This is a genomic window from Stenotrophomonas sp., from assembly GCF_035634915.1.
GTDB lineage: Bacteria > Pseudomonadota > Gammaproteobacteria > Xanthomonadales > Xanthomonadaceae > Stenotrophomonas.
In genome coordinates this window covers 307410-322331 of sequence record NZ_DASQCB010000018.1, presented here as the reverse complement: position 1 = coordinate 322331, position 14922 = coordinate 307410, and the positions used below count along the sequence as shown (strand labels likewise).

Here is a 14922-nt window from a genome sequence, read left to right as displayed (position 1 = left end):
CCGCGTTCGCCGGGCCATGCCCGGCGGATGTGCGTCAGCGGCCCGCCGCCTGCACCCACGGCGGGGCCAGCTTCAGCAGCCGCGCATGCACCGGGCAATCCTCGGCGTGCGCGCCGGGCAGGTAACCCAGGCTCATCAGGAATTCGCCGGTGATCTCGCCGCCGGTGAAGCGGAACGTCTTCTTGAACAGCTTCACCCAGTCGGCCTTGCTGCGCGGGTGGTGCGCGTCCAGCCACGCGGCGAAGCTGCCATGGCTGGCCCGCAGCTGCTGGATCACCTGTGCGTTGTGGATCGCGGCCAGCACCTTCAGCCGGTTGCGGATGATGCCGGTGTCGGACAGCAGCCGTTCGATGTCCTGCTCGGCATAGGCCGCCACGCGGTCCACGTCGAAGCCATCGTAGGCCGCACGGAAGCCCTCGCGCTTCTTCAGGATGGTTTCCCAGCTCAGCCCGGCCTGGTTGATCTCCAGCACCAGCCGCTCGAACAACTCGCGCTCGTCGCGCTGCGGGAAGCCGTATTCATTGGCGTGGTAGAACTCATGCACCGGGTGGCCCGGGGCGATGCGGCAGTATCCGGACAAGGTGTTCTCCTGGCGGGCGGGCGTCCCATTATGCGCGGCGTGCAGGCGCCGGAGGCGCCCACCGGCTAGAATGGCCGCATGTCTGTAACGCCTACCTCCCTTGCCGATCACCTGCTCGTCGCGCTGCCGTCGCTGATCGACGCCACCTTTGCCCGCAGTGTCGCGCTGATCTGCCAGCACGACGAGAACGGGGCGATGGGTGTGCTGGTCAACCAGCCCTCCGAATACACGCTGGGCGAAGTGCTTTCGCAGATGGACATCACCACCGGTGATGATGAGCTGCAGGCGCGCATGGTGCTCAATGGCGGTCCGGTCCATCCCGAGCGTGGTTTCGTCATCCACGACGATGCGCGCGACTGGGATTCCAGCCTGCGCGTGGGCCAAGGCCTGTATCTGACCACCTCGCGCGACATCCTCGAAGCGATGGCGCGCGGTGAAGGCCCGGCCAATGCCGTGGTCACCCTGGGATGTGCCGGCTGGGGGGCAGGGCAGCTGGAAAGCGAGCTGTCCGAGAACAGCTGGCTGACCGTGCCGGCCGACGCCGAGCTGTTGTTCCAGGTGCCGCTGGAGCAGCGCTGGCAGGGCGCGGCCTCGCGCATCGGCGTGGACCTGTTCCGGCTGACCGATTACAGCGGCCATGTCTGAGCCGGCCGCCCCCGCCCCGGTTCCTGCCGCGCCGGTCATCCGCCGCGATGGCACCGTGCTGGGCTTCGATGTCGGCTCGCGACGGATTGGCGTGGCCATCGGCAGCGCGTTCGCCGCGCATGCCCGTGCCGTGGCCGTGGTCGATGTGCACGGCAATGGCCCCGACTGGGCTGCCGTGGAGCGCCTGATCAAGGAATGGAAGCCCGACGGCCTGGTGGTGGGCGATCCGCTTACCCTCGATGGCCAGGACCAGCCCAACCGCAAGCGCGCGCAGGGCTTCGCCCGCCAGCTGCGGGAACGTTTCAAGCTGCCGGTGGCGATGATCGACGAGCGTTCCAGCTCGGTCGAGGCCGCCCGCCGCTTCGCCGTCGAGCGCGCCGAAGGGCGCAAGCGCCGCCGTGATGCGGCTGCCCTCGACGCCGTGGCTGCGGCGGTGATCATCGATCGCTGGCTGTCGTCCCCTGACGACGCCACCCCCATTCCCTGACTGCACGACTCCCGCCATGACTGCCCAGCAACTCGATGCTTCCGGACGCCTGCGCCACCTGCTGACCCTTGAGGGCCTGCCGCGCGAAACCCTGCTGCAGCTGCTCGACCGGGCAGGGCAGATCCGCGATGCTGCCGTCGGCCGCGTCGGCAACAAGCGCCAGGTGCTGGCCGGTTCGGCGGTGTGCACGCTGTTCTTCGAACCCTCCACCCGCACCCGCAGCTCCTTCCAGCTGGCTGCCCAGCGCCTGGGTGCGGACGTGCTGAACTTCGATGCCTCCACCTCGTCGACGCGCAAGGGCGAAACCGCCTGCGACACGCTGAAGAACCTGGAAGCGATGGGCGTGCGCGGCTTCGTGGTGCGCCACCCCGATGACGGCGCGGTGGCTGCGCTGGCCGCCGCAGCCGGCGAGGGCACCGCCCTGGTCAATGCCGGCGACGGCCGCAGCTCGCACCCGACCCAGGGCCTGCTGGACATGCTGACCCTGCGCCAGGCCAAGGGTCCGGATTTCTCCAAGTTGAAGGTCGTGATCGTCGGCGACGTGAAGCACTCGCGCGTGGCCCGCACTGACCTGCACGCACTGCGCACGCTGGGCGTGGGTGAGATCCGCGTGTGCGGCCCGCAGTCGCTGCTGCCGGACGATGAAACCCTCAAGGGCTGCGTGGTCGGCGAGGACTTCGACGCGATGCTGGAAGGCGTGGATGCGCTGATGATGCTGCGTCTGCAGCGCGAACGCATGGAAGAAGGCCTGGTGCCGTCGCTGGAGCAGTACCACGCCCAGTACGGCCTGAACGCCGAACGCCTGGCGCGCGCCGGCAAGGATGCAGCCGTGCTGCACCCGGGCCCGATCAACCGCGGCGTGGAAGTGACCGACGAAGTGGCCGACGGCCCGCAGTCGTGGGTGCTGCGCCAGGTCGCCAACGGCGTCGCCGTGCGCATGGCCGTGCTGGAAACCCTGCTGGGCTGACCGCTGCCCGGGTGGGGGCAGCGCTCTGGTGGGTGCCAACCTTGGTTGGCACACCGCTCTGGTAGGTGCCAACCTTGGTTGGCACTATCGTCAGTGCCAGTGGATCCCAGACAACCACTTGGCAATTCCACCTCCCATTCGCACCACGCGTGCCGATACTGCCCGACCTGTGCCGCCAACCCAGCTCTGATCGGGTTACCCATCAGATACATCGCATGCCCGTACAGCGATTCATCTGATCGAATCGCGTGATCGTGATAGCCGCCCTGCCAGAAACGCCCGACTCGCCCTAAATATCGATTCACCTGCTGTGCCGTGCGCGACTTGAAACGCTTCATCACCGTTTCAAGTGTTCCTGCGCGCAGTTCTAGCAGCCAATGAATGTGGTCGGGCATGACCACGTAGGCAATGGAACGGGTGAAGCCTTCCTGATCGAGGCGCTGAAATTCGCGGATAGCCAGCTCTGCAGCAGCATCGCTGGCAAGCAACGGAACGCGGCCATGCACAACGGTGGTGAGGATGTAGCTGAGGCCGATGCCGGAATGACGGCCGAGCAGAAGTCGGGGGCTGTTCATGGAAGCAAGCATGGGCGGGCCTGCCTGCGGTGAACATCGGGGAATGACTTGGCTTTGGGTAAGCGTATGCCAACCAAGGTTGGCACCTACCAGAAGCTGTGCCAACCAAGGTTGGCACCTACCGAGCGCCGTCGGTCGCTATCGGGCTTCCATGGCGTCGATGTAGGCCAGCTCGTTCAACGATTTCGGGTCGTTCGGCTGGATCTCCAGCACCTGCTCGAAGGTGGCGCGGGCCTTCTTCAGTTCGCCCAGCTCGATGAGGGTAAAGCCGATGCCACGCAGCGCCACCGGGCGGCTGTTGACCGACACGCCGTCGCGATCTATCAGGGCCAATGCGCGCTGGTAGAAGCCCAGTGCATCCTGCGGGCGCCGCAGCTGTATCAGCGCAACTCCCATTTCGTTGAAGCTTTCCGGATCAAGCGGTGCCAGTGCGATGGCTTCTTCCAGTACCACTACCGCATCCTTGAAACGGCGTTGCTCCACCCGGATGTAGGCCAGCTGCTGCAGGGCCGAGGCGCAGGTGATATCCAGCCATTCGGTGGGCATGCCGTCAGTGTGTTCGGCCAGGTACTGCTCGTACTGCCGGCGCGTGCTGAAGGCCAGGGCGCGCCGCCCGGGTGTGTCGCGCTGCGCGCGGCAATAGGACAGCGGTGCCTGCAGCTGCTGCTCGGCCGCTTTCAGATCGCCGCTTCCAGTGATGCGCTTGGCGTTGCGGACGTCGCCGCGCAGATGATGGCCCAGGCCATTGTCGACGCCCTGCCTGACCGGTTGCAGCGTGGTCAGGTGGAAGGCTGGTTCCGCTTCCTGAGCCTGCGTCTGTGCACTACATGCCAGCAGCACACACAGTGCCGCCTGCAGCATCCCTGCTTTCATGGTCCCGCCCCCTGATGCGCCGCCACCGGCGCCGTCCGGGCAGCCTAGCAGGCCGTGGACCGACCGTCAGCGCTTCTGCGCGAACAGCCATGCCCACATCGCCGGGTCGGCGTAGGTCGCGTCCCAGGCGTTGTGGTTGCCGTCGGGGTATTCGGTGTAGCGCACGTCACGCGCACCAGCCGCCTCGAACGCTGCATGCAGGCGGCGGTCATCGGCCGGGGGCACCACGTCGTCCTGCGCGCCGTGGAAGATCCAGATCGGGGTCTGCTGCAGGCGCTGCGCGATTGCTGCGTAGGGATCGGCTTCGTGCGCCACCTGTTCGACGAACAGGGTCGGGCGCACCGCGCGCGGGGCCAGCACCGCGCCGCAAACCGGCACGATCGCCGCAAAACGCTGCGGCTCGTCCAGGGCGATGTTCCAGCTGCCGTAGCCGCCCATCGACATGCCGGTCAGGTACTGCCGCGCCGGGTCGGCACCGAATTCGGCGATCGCCGCATCCAGCGCGGCCATTGCCACGCGGTTGTTGCGGCCGCTCCATTCCTCGTCGGCGGGCACCTGCGGGAATACCGCCAGCGCCGGAAAGTCGGTGGCATGCTCGCGCAGGTACGGGCCCAGCCCGGCATGGGTCTGCTTGACGCCATCGCGACCGCGCTCACCCGAGCCGTGCAGGAACAGCACCACCGGCAGCGAACCGGGCGTGCGTGCCGCCACCGCGGGAATGAAGACCTGGTAGTAGGCGGTCTGCCCATCCACCTTCACCGCGCGTGATTCGAAATGGCCACGCGCGCTGTCGGGCGTGCTGGCGCAGGCGGCCAGCATCAGCAGGGACAGCAGCGGCAGCCAGCGCAGCAACGGACGGACCATGACGTTTCCCCAAGGGTTGGAAGCGTTTTCATGGTAGTGGGTCCGCGCCCGTTGGGCATCGTGCAGCGCGTCACTGCGGTCGCGGGAAACTGGCGATGATGTCCAGCTGTTCCTGCGCCTCTGCGTTGCCCTCGGCGGCGGCGGCCTGCACCTGCGCCATGTCCGGGTGCAGCACCACCAGCAGCGGGTTCTCGCATACCGGGCAGTCGTACTCGGTGGCGTCCTCGTCCAGCTCCATCACCATCGCCCGCGAGCTGCCTTTCCATTCGCAGGCGGCACAGGTGTGCATCTGCTCGCGCCAGCCGGGCTGGAAGTAGTTTTCAATCGTCGTGGCCATGGGCGCGTCCGGAGAGTATTGCCGTTGGGGTCAGAGCCCTGCTGCGCAGGGATCCGACCCCGTGCGGGGTCAGTGCAGCAGGATGAGGGTGGCCAGGCCGAGGAAGCTGAAGAAGCCCATCACGTCGGTCACCGCGGTCACCACCACGGTACCGGCCACGGCCGGGTCCACGTTCATGCGCTTGAGCAGCAGCGGCAGCAGCACGCCCGCCAGCGCAGCGGCCAGGAAGTTGATGATCAGCGCCAGGGTGATCACCAGCGACAGCAGGGCGCTGTGGAACCACACAAACGCGATCAGGCCCACCAGCAGGCCGATCAACGTGCCGTTGATCAGCGCCACGCGTGCCTCCTTCCACAGCAGGATGCGCGCATTGCTCTGGCCGACCTGGCCCAGGGCGATGCCGCGCACCATCAGGGTCAGCACCTGCACTGCGGCGTTGCCGCCCACGCCGGCGACGATCGGCATCAGCACCGCCAGCGCCACCACCTTCTGCAGGGTCAGTTCGAACTGGCCGATCACACTGGCAGCGAGGAATGCCGTGCACAGGTTGATGCCCAGCCAGACCACGCGGCCGCGCACGGCACGCTTGATCGGCGAGAACAGATCTTCTTCCTCGTCCAGGCCGGCGGCGCCCAGCGCCTGGTGCTCGGCCTGCGAACGGATGATGTCCACCACGTCATCGATGGTGATGCGGCCGAGCAGGATGTTGTTGTCGTCCACCACCGGAGCCGACACCCAGTCATGGTCGGAGAACTGCCGCGCCACCTCCTGGTCGCTCTCACCGACGTCGATGGCCGGCTGTTCGTCATCGATCAGACGGTTGATCGGCGTGGTGTCCTCGTGGGTGACCAGCGCGGCCAGCGACACGCGGCCCAGGTACTGGTGGCGGCGGCTGACCACGAACAGGTGATCGGTATGGTCGGGCAGTTCGCCGCGCAGGCGCAGGTAGCGCAGCACCACGTCGACGTTGACGTCGGCGCGCACGGTCACCACGTCCGGGTTCATCAATCGGCCGGCGCTGTCCTCGGGGTAGGACAGCACCTGTTCCAGGCGCTCGCGGTTCTCGCGGTCCATCGACTTGAGGACCTCGTCGATGACCGTATCGGGCAGGTCTTCGACCAGGTCGGCCAGGTCATCGATGTCCAGGTCTTCGACCGCGGCGATGATTTCGTCCGGATCCATGTCCGCGAGCAGGCTCTCGCGCACTTCCTCGCCGACGTGGACCAGCACCTCGCCATCGTCCTCGGGATCGACCAGCCCCCACACCACTTCGCGCTTGCCGGGCGGCAGTGATTCGAGCAGGTTGCCGATCTCGGCCGGCGCCAGGGTATTGACCAGACGCCGCACCGGACCCAGCCGACCACTGTCCAGTGCATCGGACAACAGCCGCAGCTGGCGCGCAGTCTTGTCGTGGCGTACAGCTTCAGCCATCGCAGCTCCCGCGGGAAGAGAAAAGCCGCGATCCCGGCAAGGATGCGGCAACAGGGGTGTTCAGCGCGTCATTATCGCAAGCCGATGTTTCAACGCATACCCCGCCGGGCACGGCCCGGCGAGGGTGGTCAGACCGCGTCGGCCACCAGCGCCAGCCAGCGTTCGATGCCGCGGCGGTCGCGTGCGGCCAGCAGCTTCGGTGCACGTGCGCGCAACGCGCCCAGGTCGGCTTCGCGGATCGCGCGGCGCACCTCCAGCAGCGTGCCCGGGTGCAGACTGAACTCGGTCAACCCCAGCGCCAGCAGCAGCGGGGTCATGCGTGCATCACCGGCCATCTCGCCACACACTGCCACCGGGATGCGGTGGCGCGCGCCGGTATCGATGACCATCTGCAGCAGGCGCAGCACCGCCGGGTGCAGCGGCGAATACAGCTCGCCCAGCGCCTCGTTGTTGCGGTCGGCGGCCAGCAGGTACTGCACCAGATCGTTGGTGCCGATCGACAGGAAGTCGACCAGGTCGATGAAGCTTTCCAGCGCCAGTGCAGCGGCCGGGACTTCGATCATCGCACCCAGCGGCACGTGGTCGGACACCATGTGGCCTTCGCCGCGCAGCTGCTCGCTCAGCTTGAGCATGCGCCGGCGCACCGCCAGCAGTTCCTCGCGGGTACTGACCATGGGCACCAGCACGCGCAGCTTGCCGTAGGCCGAGGCGCGCAGGATCGCACGCAGCTGGGTGTCGGACACCTTCGGCCGCGCCAGCGACAGGCGCACGCCACGCAGGCCCAGGGCCGGGTTCTCCTCGTTGCTCAGGGTCAGCCCGGTGCGGTCGGCCTTGTCCGCGCCCAGGTCCAGCGTGCGGATGGTGACCGGCCGCCCGCTCATGCCCAGGGCGGCATCGCGGTAGGTCTGGAACTGTTCTTCTTCATCGGGCAGCTCGTTGCGCTGCAGGAACAGGAACTCGGTGCGGTACAGGCCCAGCCCCTGCGCGCCCAGCGCGTGCGCCTGGGTCACGTCCTCCAGCGATTCGGCATTGGCCAGCAGGGCGATGTCGACCTGGTCGCGGGTACGGCTGGGCTTGCTGCGCAGGCGGCCCAGCTCACGCTGCTCGCGCGCATGCTCCTTCAGCCGCGCGCGGTAGTCGCGCAGGTTGTCGGCCTGTGGGTTGACGGTGATGCTGCCATCGGCGCCGTCGATGATGAGCACGTCGCCATCGGCGATGCGGCTGAGCAGCTGCGGCACGTTGACGATGAGCGGCAGGTGCAGGCTGCGGGCGAGGATCGCGCTGTGCGACAGCGCGCTGCCGGCGGCGGTGACGATGCCGACCACGCCCTGTGCCTGCAGCTGGGCCAGCTCGGACGGGGCGATGTTGTCGCAGACCAGGATCTCGCCGGCCAGGCCCTTCACCAGCGGCGGGCGATCGGGTTGCAGGAAGGCGTGGATGCGGCCGATCACATGATCCAGGTCGTCCATGCGGCTCTTCAGGTAGGCATCGTCCATGCCATCGAAGACCTTGGCCAGGCGGTCGCGCTGCAGGCGCAGCGCGTAGCCGGCACTGTAGGGACCGCTGCGGATCAGTTCGTCCAGGCCGTACAGCAGTTCGGGATCGTCCAGCAGCAGGGCGTGCAGGTCGAGGAACTCGCCGACATCCTGGCTCAGGGCGCCGTGCAGGCGCTGGCGCAGTTCATGCATTTCCGCGCGGGCTGCATCCAGAGCGCGGTGCAGGCGGGCCAGTTCAGCGTCCACCTGCTGCGGCGCGACGCGTTGCTCGGCCACTTCCAGAGCATGCGGCAGGCGCACCCGCGCCCGTCCCATCGCCGTACCACGTGCGGCGCCGTGGCCGGCCAGCAGCTGCACCGGCCGTTGGCCGGTGGCAGGTTGGCCGGCACGTGCGCGCGGCACGCTCAGCTGTCCTCGTCGAAGCGGCGCTCGAACAGGTCGACCACGGCGTCCATTGCCGCGGCTTCATCCTCGCCGTTGATGCGGATGGTCACCGGGGTGCCCTGGCCGGCGGCCAGCAGCATCACGCCCATGATGCTCTTGGCGTTGATCTCACGGCCCTTGGCGGCCATGGTCACGTTGCAGCGGAATGGGGCCAGCGTCTGCACCAGCTTGGCGGTGGCCCGGGCATGCAGGCCCAGGCGGTTGCTCACGGTGAGTTCTCGTTCAAGCATCGTCGACTATCGCTCCATTACGGGTGCCCGCCGCGGCTGTGGCGGGCAGTTGATCCAGTCCCTGTTCCGGATAATTCATCACCCGCAGCAACATCGGCAGACTCAGCGCCGACACCCGGCGAACCGGGGTTCCCAGCCGGGCCAGCTGCCCGGCAAGGTTGGCGGGGCTGGCGCCGTACAGGTCGGTCAGGATCAGCACGCCTTCGCCTCCATCGACCCGGCGCAAGGCAGCCGAGGCGAGCGGGAGAAGGGCATCCAGGTCTGCGTCGAACGGTACTTCGAAAGCTTCGGTTTTCAGCGGCAACTGCCGCAGGAGCCGGGTCGCCACGTCAAGCAGGGCGGTCCCGACCCCAGGATGTGTTACGAGGAGAATGCCACAGGTCATTACTGCACGTTAACAGGTCGAGGTGAATTGGCGATAGCAGCAGCAGAGGGGCACTGTGTCCCGTATTCAGCGTTGCCGGGGTCGGAGCCATTTTCCGTTGAAAAAGGATCCGCCCCCATCGTGTCGACCAAGGTCGACACCCAGCAACAGCACGGCAGCCCGGCTGCGCTCAATCCTGTTCGCGGTGGTAGGTCGCCACGTCGTCCCAGCCCTGCTCACGCGCGTGCCGCGCCATGCGTTCGGCCAGGAACACCGAGCGATGCTTGCCGCCGGTGCAGCCGAAGGCCACGGTCACGTAGCTGCGCGTGCCATCGCCCAGCTTGGGCAGCCAGGTATCGAGGAAGTCCATCAGCTGGCCGAGGTAGCGCTGCACGTCCGGCTGCGCTTCAAGGTACTCGCGCACGCCCGGCTCACGGCCGCTCAGCGCACGCAGCCTGGGGTCCCAGTGCGGGTTGGGCAGCACGCGCGCATCGAACACGAAGTCGGCCTCGGCCGGCACGCCTCGCTTGTAGGCGAACGATTCGAACAGCAGTGACAGGCGCGTGGCGTGGCCCATCGCGAACTCGGTGATGATGCGTCGGCGCAGCTGGTGCACGTTCAACGCGCTGGTGTCGATCACCACGTCGGCCTCGCGGCGCAGCGGCGCGATCACCTCGCGCTCGCGGGCGATCGCCTCCGGCAGTGACAGGCCCAGCTGGCTCAGCGGGTGTCGGCGACGGGTATCGGCGTAGCGCTTGAGCACGGCCTCGTCGCTGGCCTCGAAATACAGGACCCGGGTCTGCACGCCGGCATCGGTGGCCAGCTGGCGCCAGTTGGCCAGCTGGCTCAGGTCGGCCTGGCCGCGCACGTCGATGCCCACTGCCAGCCGGCGTGGTGCGCCACCGTCATGGTTGTCCAGCACGCTGCGCACGAAATCCGGCAGCAGCTGGATCGGCAGATTGTCCGAACAGTAGTAGTCCTGGTCCTCGAAGGTCTTCAGGGCGACGGACTTGCCCGAGCCGGACAGGCCACTGACGATGATCAGGGTCGGGGCGGTGGAGGGGGCGGTGTTCATGGACAGGCTCTTGGGGGCTCAGGGTGTTCGCCGTTCCAGCAGGTTGCTGTGGCGGGCGATGAACATCGCCGCCGGGTCGATACCCTTGGTACGTAAAATGTGCAGGCGGGTGGCCGCCTCGGTCAGCACTGCCAGGTTGCGGCCGGGCATCACCGGCAGGGTGATCAGCGGCACGTCCAGGTCCAGCACGTGGCGGGTGCCCGAATCGCCGGTCAGGCGTTCGTAGCCGTGCGGGGTCGGCTCGGTCATCGGCTTGGTCAGGTGGACGATCAGCCGAAGGTACTTGTTCTTCTTTACCGCCGTATCACCGAACATCTCGCGCACGTTCAGCACGCCCAGGCCACGCACTTCCAGCAGGTCCTGCAGCAGTTCCGGGCAGGTGCCATCGAGCACGTCGGGGGCGATCTGGGTGAATTCGGGGGCATCGTCGGCCACCAGGCGGTGGCCACGGCTGAGCAGTTCCAGCGCCAGCTCGCTCTTGCCCGACCCGGCCTCGCCGGTGATCAGCACGCCGATGGAATAGATTTCCATGAATACGCCGTGCAGGATCACCCGCGGCGCCAGCGTGCGTGCCAGGTGGTAGGACAGGTGATTGAGCAGTTCGTGGCCGCGCTTGGGCGAAAGCCACAGCGGCGTGCCGGATTCATCGGCGGCCGCGCGCAGGTCTTCCGGGCAGGGCTGGTTGCGGGTCAGCACCAGCGCCAGCGGGTGCGACTGCATGATCTTCTCGATGGTCTCCCAGCGCTGGCGCGGTTCCAGCGCATCCAGCCAGGACAGTTCCTCGGTCCCGAGGATCTGCACCTTGTTGGGGTAGATCGCATTGAGGTAGCCGGCCAGCGAAGGGCGGCGCGAGACCGTGTTGCCGGCTTCCAGCTCGCGCTTCTCGCCGGCCTTGCCGGCGGCCCAGCGCAGGCCCAGCCGCTCGCGCTGCTGGTCGAACAGTTCGCGTGCGGTGATGCTGGTATTCATGCGGCGCTCGCCGGTGGGGTGAGGTCCAGGGCTTCGCGCAATGCCCGTGCATCGCCCGCCGCGCGAAGGGCCGCGCGTATGGACGGCGTCGAGAACAGCTCGGCCAGTTCGGACAGCAGCATCAGGTGCTGGTGGGTGTAATGGGCGGGGACGGCCATGGCGAATACCAGGTCCACCGGTTCATCGCCGCCGAAATCGACCGGGGTCTGCAACCGCAGCAGGGCGCCGCGGGGGCGGTCCAGGGCGGGGGCCCGGCCGTGGGGAATGGCGATGCCGCACCCGATGGCCGTACTGCCCAGGGCTTCGCGCTGGCACAGGTTGAGGTAGATCTGTTCGGCGTTGGCCTGGCGGCAGGCCAGCAACCCGGCGGCGGCCTGCAGGACGCTGTCGCGGTCGGTGGCCGTGCAGAGCTGGGTCTGCACGGCCGCCAGGAGGTCAGTCAGTGGCATGTCTGCGGGGAGCGGTGGCGATCAGCCACCATTGTCGCCCACCGGCAGCGGTGCGTGCTGCTGTTTTTTCTCCTTGTGCTTGATCACCAGGCGGTCAAGCTTGTCCGCCAGCACATCGATGGCGGCATACATGGTCTGGCCGCCGGCTTCGGCGTGCAGGGTCTGGCCGGGAATATTGAGGCTGGCGTCGACGTGGTGTTCGGTCTTCTGCAGCTTGAGGGTGACCCGCGCTTCGCAGTGCTGGTCGAAGTGCTTTCCGACCCGGGCCAGCTTTTCTTCAACATACGACTGCAGGGCCGGGGTGACTTCGACATCTTTGCCAAACGTTTCGATGCGCATCGGGTTTCTCCTGTGTTCGGATGTGCCAATGAACCTCTCCGCCGGGCGCGGCGGCGCGTCAAGCGATTCTGACCCTTTCGTGCGAGGCGGAGATGTTCATGGCCTCACGATACTTCGCCACGGTGCGCCGCGCTACTGGGATTCCCGACGTTTTGAGCAGGTCAGCCAGCTTGGCGTCAGAAAGCGGCTTGCGTGGGTTTTCGTCATCGATCAGGCGGCGGATCATCGCTTGGATGGCGGTGCTGGAGGCTTCGCCACCACCTTCGGTGTCGATGCCCGATGCGAAGAACGCGCGCAGCGGCAGGGTGCCACGCGGCGTACGCACGTGCTTGCGGGCGATCGCCCGCGAGACGGTGGATTCGTGCAGGCCCAGCTCGGCGGCAACTTCACGCAGGGTGAGCGGGCGCAGCGCCTGTTCACCGAATTCGAGGAAGCCGGCCTGCTGCTGGATCAGGCTGCGCACCACCCGCAGCAGGGTTTCACCGCGCGCCTGCAGGCCCTTGAGCAGCCAGCGCGCTTCCTGCAGCTGGGCACGCAGGTAACCGGCGTCGGCCTCGCCACAGCGGCGGATCATCTGTTCGTAGCCACGGTGGATGACCACCCTGGGCCCGGCGTGGGCGGCCAGCGCGGCGCGCCAGAGCCCGTTCTGCCGCCACACCACCACGTCCGGCACCACGAAGGTGTCCTGCGCCAGCGGCGCGATCTGGGTGCCCGGGCGCGGGTCCAGCGAACGCAGCAGGGCAACAGCGGTCTCGACCTCGGCCAGCGGCTGCTTCAGTTCGTGGGCCAGGCCGGCCACGCCGCTGCGCGGCAGGCGCTCCAAGGGCCCTGCGGCCACCTGCCGGGCCAGCGCCAGGCCGGGGGTGTCGGCGGGCAGCACGTCCAGCTGCAGCTGCAGGCATTCGCCCAGGCTGCGTGCGGCCACGCCCACCGGGTCGAAGCGCTGCACCTGGTGCAGCACGGTGAGGATCTCGTCTTCGCCGGCGTGGATGGCCGGCAACAGGGTTTCGGCGATGGTCGCCAGCGGCTCACGCAGGTAGCCGTCTTCTTCCAGCGCATCGATCAGTGCGGCGCCGATGCTGCGGTCGCGCGTCGACAGGTGCGACAGATGCAGCTGCCACAGCAGGTGGTCGGCCAGCGTCTCCACCTCGGCCACGCGCTCGGCGGCGCTGCCGGTGTCTTCGTCGTCGTCGAAACTGCCGCTGCTGCCGGGGTTGCTCCAGTCCAGCTCGGCCGGGGCCCAGTCGTCACCGCTGGCCGCGGCCGGTTCCGGCGGCGCGTCGCTGTCGGTACCGCTGTCCTCGGCACCATCGCCGGTGGTACCGGTGCCTGCATCGCTGCTGTCGGCCCAGTCCAGCAGGGGGTTGCTTTCCACCGCCTGGGCGATTTCCAGCTCCAGCTCGGTGGTGGACATCTGCAGCAGCTTGATCGCCTGCTGCAGCTGTGGTGTCAGCACCAGCTGCTGTCCCAACGATGTCTGCAGCCGAGTCTTCATGCCTGTGCCGAAACGGAAGGGAAGGGCCCGGCGGCCGCGGTCACAGCTTGAAGGAGTCTCCAAGGTAGACGCGACGGACGTCGGCGTTGTCCAGGATCGCCTCCGGCGAGCCCTGGGCCAGTACGGTGCCCTCTGCGAGGATATACGCGCGGTCGCAGATTCCCAAGGTTTCGCGCACGTTGTGATCAGTGATGAGCACACCGATGCCGCGCTGCTTGAGATGGGTGACGATGCGCTGGATCTCGCCGACCGAGATCGGATCGACACCGGCGAAGGGCTCATCGAGCAGGATCAGGCGGGGCTTGGCGGCCAGTGCGCGGGCGATCTCGCAGCGGCGGCGTTCACCACCGGACAGGCTGGCGCCGAGCTGCTCGGAAACATGACCCAGCTGCAGCTCGTCCAGCAGGCTGTTGAGCTCGCGTTCGCGGCCGGCCGAATCGAGGTCATCGCGCAGTTCCAGTACCAGGCGCAGGTTGTCGGCCACGGTCAGCTTGCGGAACACCGACGGTTCCTGCGGCAGGTAGCCCACGCCCTGCTTGGCACGCGTATACATCGGGTCGCCGGTGATGTCCTGGCCGTCCAGCACGATGCTGCCGGCATCGGCTTCGACCAGTCCCACGATCATGTAGAAGCAGGTGGTCTTGCCGGCGCCGTTGGGGCCGAGCAGGCCGACCACTTCACCGGCATCGAGGGTCAGCCCGAAGTCCTTGACGACTTCGCGCTGCTTGTACTTCTTGCGCAGGCCCTTGGCGACAAGCATTACTTCTTGCTCCCGGCCGCCGGTGCCGCAGGCGTCTTGTTCTTGGGCGGAATAACCGTACGCACGCGGCTGCCGTCACCACCGGAATTCATCTCGCCGCTCTTCATGTTGTAGACCATGCGCTGGCCGGCGTTGGTGCCGCGCGCGCTGGTGACCTTGTAGTTGCCGGTCAGGGTGACGGTATCGCTCTTGACGTCGTAGTCGATGTTGTCGGCCACCGCATCAACCCACGTTCCGTCATCCAGCTGCTGCTTCATCTTGGCCTGCTTGCCGGTGAATACGGCACGCACGGCTTCACCGTCCTTCATGTAGATCTCGGCCTGCGCCGAACGCAGGTCCAGCGTGCCCTGGGTGATCACCACGCCCTGCGAGAGGGTGGTCTTGCCATCCCCGGTGAGCGAACCGGACTGGGCCCCGGCGTCGATGTGCATGTCTTCGTTGCGATCGCTGGATTTGGCGAACGCAGCGGCGGGAACAAGAAGACTGAGCGCGAGTACGGCTGCAAGGGAAATCTTCATCGGGGTCCGTTCTACCGGTGGGGG

18 protein-coding genes and 1 pseudogene are annotated in these 14922 nt (G+C 67.4%); 3 read left to right on the top strand and 16 right to left on the bottom strand.

All coding sequences use genetic code 11. The features are described 5' to 3' along the window. Window positions 1–34: 34 nt before the first annotated feature. The gene (locus tag VER16_RS14525; RefSeq protein ID WP_324809317.1) at window positions 35–580 is read right to left on the bottom strand and encodes a DNA-3-methyladenine glycosylase I; all 546 of its coding nucleotides are present in this window, start codon (window positions 578–580) and stop codon (window positions 35–37) included. Between the two features lie 78 nt (window positions 581–658). Between VER16_RS14525 and VER16_RS14520 the strand changes: the two genes are divergently transcribed. From VER16_RS14520 to VER16_RS14510, 3 genes are read left to right on the top strand one after another with little or no spacing between them, the layout of a single operon-like run. Beyond that, on the top strand, window positions 659–1225 hold the full coding sequence (locus VER16_RS14520; RefSeq protein ID WP_324809315.1) for a YqgE/AlgH family protein: 567 nt from the start codon (window positions 659–661) through the stop codon (window positions 1223–1225). Beyond that, a complete protein-coding gene (gene ruvX / locus VER16_RS14515) occupies window positions 1218–1712 on the top strand; it encodes a Holliday junction resolvase RuvX (protein ID WP_324809313.1) in 495 nt (164 codons plus the stop codon). Before VER16_RS14520 ends, ruvX begins: the two co-directional genes overlap by 8 nt. A gap of 16 nt (window positions 1713–1728) precedes the next feature. Beyond that, on the top strand, window positions 1729–2679 hold the full coding sequence (locus VER16_RS14510; RefSeq protein WP_324809311.1) for an aspartate carbamoyltransferase catalytic subunit: 951 nt from the start codon (window positions 1729–1731) through the stop codon (window positions 2677–2679). Between the two features lie 125 nt (window positions 2680–2804). Here the strand turns inward: VER16_RS14510 and VER16_RS14505 are convergent. The 15 genes and pseudogenes from VER16_RS14505 to lptA all read right to left on the bottom strand — a co-directional run. Next, window positions 2805–3254 (bottom strand): annotated as a pseudogene (locus VER16_RS14505) (REP-associated tyrosine transposase); the annotation flags it as partial. A gap of 138 nt (window positions 3255–3392) precedes the next feature. Then, a complete protein-coding gene (locus VER16_RS14500) occupies window positions 3393–4127 on the bottom strand; it encodes a tetratricopeptide repeat protein (protein WP_324809309.1) in 735 nt (244 codons plus the stop codon). Between the two features lie 66 nt (window positions 4128–4193). Further along, complete coding sequence (locus VER16_RS14495) at window positions 4194–4991, bottom strand: prolyl oligopeptidase family serine peptidase (RefSeq protein WP_324809307.1); 798 nt, start codon at window positions 4989–4991, stop codon at window positions 4194–4196. 70 nt (window positions 4992–5061) lie between these two features. Continuing rightward, complete coding sequence (locus VER16_RS14490) at window positions 5062–5328, bottom strand: hypothetical protein (RefSeq protein ID WP_324809305.1); 267 nt, start codon at window positions 5326–5328, stop codon at window positions 5062–5064. A gap of 69 nt (window positions 5329–5397) precedes the next feature. Beyond that, window positions 5398–6759, bottom strand: a complete 1362-nt coding sequence (gene mgtE, locus VER16_RS14485) for a magnesium transporter (RefSeq protein WP_324809303.1) — start codon at window positions 6757–6759, stop codon at window positions 5398–5400. A 128-nt stretch (window positions 6760–6887) separates the two neighbouring features. Next, on the bottom strand, window positions 6888–8657 hold the full coding sequence (ptsP, locus tag VER16_RS14480; protein ID WP_324809302.1) for a phosphoenolpyruvate--protein phosphotransferase: 1770 nt from the start codon (window positions 8655–8657) through the stop codon (window positions 6888–6890). 2 nt (window positions 8658–8659) lie between these two features. Continuing rightward, a complete protein-coding gene (locus VER16_RS14475) occupies window positions 8660–8929 on the bottom strand; it encodes an HPr family phosphocarrier protein (protein WP_324809300.1) in 270 nt (89 codons plus the stop codon). Further along, window positions 8922–9314 (bottom strand): PTS sugar transporter subunit IIA, encoded by a 393-nt coding sequence (locus tag VER16_RS14470; protein ID WP_010483657.1) that lies wholly within the window; start codon window positions 9312–9314, stop codon window positions 8922–8924. The genes VER16_RS14475 and VER16_RS14470 overlap by 8 nt, the downstream gene beginning before the upstream one ends. Window positions 9315–9483: 169 nt before the next feature. Then, window positions 9484–10368, bottom strand: a complete 885-nt coding sequence (gene rapZ, locus VER16_RS14465; RefSeq protein ID WP_324809297.1) for an RNase adapter RapZ — start codon at window positions 10366–10368, stop codon at window positions 9484–9486. A gap of 18 nt (window positions 10369–10386) precedes the next feature. Continuing rightward, on the bottom strand, window positions 10387–11337 hold the full coding sequence (gene hprK / locus VER16_RS14460) for an HPr(Ser) kinase/phosphatase (protein ID WP_108764291.1): 951 nt from the start codon (window positions 11335–11337) through the stop codon (window positions 10387–10389). Further along, window positions 11334–11786 (bottom strand): PTS sugar transporter subunit IIA, encoded by a 453-nt coding sequence (locus VER16_RS14455; protein ID WP_324809294.1) that lies wholly within the window; start codon window positions 11784–11786, stop codon window positions 11334–11336. Before VER16_RS14455 ends, hprK begins: the two co-directional genes overlap by 4 nt. A gap of 21 nt (window positions 11787–11807) precedes the next feature. Beyond that, window positions 11808–12125, bottom strand: a complete 318-nt coding sequence (hpf, locus tag VER16_RS14450; protein WP_079220898.1) for a ribosome hibernation-promoting factor, HPF/YfiA family — start codon at window positions 12123–12125, stop codon at window positions 11808–11810. Window positions 12126–12183: 58 nt separating this feature from the next. Beyond that, a complete protein-coding gene (locus VER16_RS14445; protein WP_324809290.1) occupies window positions 12184–13620 on the bottom strand; it encodes an RNA polymerase factor sigma-54 in 1437 nt (478 codons plus the stop codon). Window positions 13621–13660: 40 nt separating this feature from the next. Continuing rightward, entirely contained in the window at window positions 13661–14380 is a 720-nt protein-coding gene (gene lptB, locus VER16_RS14440; protein ID WP_324809289.1) for an LPS export ABC transporter ATP-binding protein, read from the bottom strand. Continuing rightward, a complete protein-coding gene (gene lptA, locus VER16_RS14435; RefSeq protein ID WP_324809287.1) occupies window positions 14380–14898 on the bottom strand; it encodes a lipopolysaccharide transport periplasmic protein LptA in 519 nt (172 codons plus the stop codon). Before lptA ends, lptB begins: the two co-directional genes overlap by 1 nt. Window positions 14899–14922 lie beyond the last annotated feature (24 nt).

Coding starts and splice junctions, on each gene's coding strand:
- lptA (WP_324809287.1), bottom strand. CDS start 14,898: ATGAAGATTTCCCTTGCAGCCGTACTCGCGCTCAGTCTTCTTGTTCCC.
- VER16_RS14520 (WP_324809315.1), top strand. CDS start 659: ATGTCTGTAACGCCTACCTCCCTTGCCGATCACCTGCTCGTCGCGCTG.
- VER16_RS14475 (WP_324809300.1), bottom strand. CDS start 8,929: ATGCTTGAACGAGAACTCACCGTGAGCAACCGCCTGGGCCTGCATGCC.
- VER16_RS14495 (WP_324809307.1), bottom strand. CDS start 4,991: ATGGTCCGTCCGTTGCTGCGCTGGCTGCCGCTGCTGTCCCTGCTGATG.
- VER16_RS14455 (WP_324809294.1), bottom strand. CDS start 11,786: ATGCCACTGACTGACCTCCTGGCGGCCGTGCAGACCCAGCTCTGCACG.
- VER16_RS14500 (WP_324809309.1), bottom strand. CDS start 4,127: ATGAAAGCAGGGATGCTGCAGGCGGCACTGTGTGTGCTGCTGGCATGT.
- VER16_RS14445 (WP_324809290.1), bottom strand. CDS start 13,620: ATGAAGACTCGGCTGCAGACATCGTTGGGACAGCAGCTGGTGCTGACA.
- rapZ (WP_324809297.1), bottom strand. CDS start 10,368: ATGAACACCGCCCCCTCCACCGCCCCGACCCTGATCATCGTCAGTGGC.
- ruvX (WP_324809313.1), top strand. CDS start 1,218: ATGTCTGAGCCGGCCGCCCCCGCCCCGGTTCCTGCCGCGCCGGTCATC.
- mgtE (WP_324809303.1), bottom strand. CDS start 6,759: ATGGCTGAAGCTGTACGCCACGACAAGACTGCGCGCCAGCTGCGGCTG.
- VER16_RS14490 (WP_324809305.1), bottom strand. CDS start 5,328: ATGGCCACGACGATTGAAAACTACTTCCAGCCCGGCTGGCGCGAGCAG.
- VER16_RS14510 (WP_324809311.1), top strand. CDS start 1,729: ATGACTGCCCAGCAACTCGATGCTTCCGGACGCCTGCGCCACCTGCTG.
- hpf (WP_079220898.1), bottom strand. CDS start 12,125: ATGCGCATCGAAACGTTTGGCAAAGATGTCGAAGTCACCCCGGCCCTG.
- hprK (WP_108764291.1), bottom strand. CDS start 11,337: ATGAATACCAGCATCACCGCACGCGAACTGTTCGACCAGCAGCGCGAG.
- lptB (WP_324809289.1), bottom strand. CDS start 14,380: ATGCTTGTCGCCAAGGGCCTGCGCAAGAAGTACAAGCAGCGCGAAGTC.
- VER16_RS14470 (WP_010483657.1), bottom strand. CDS start 9,314: ATGACCTGTGGCATTCTCCTCGTAACACATCCTGGGGTCGGGACCGCC.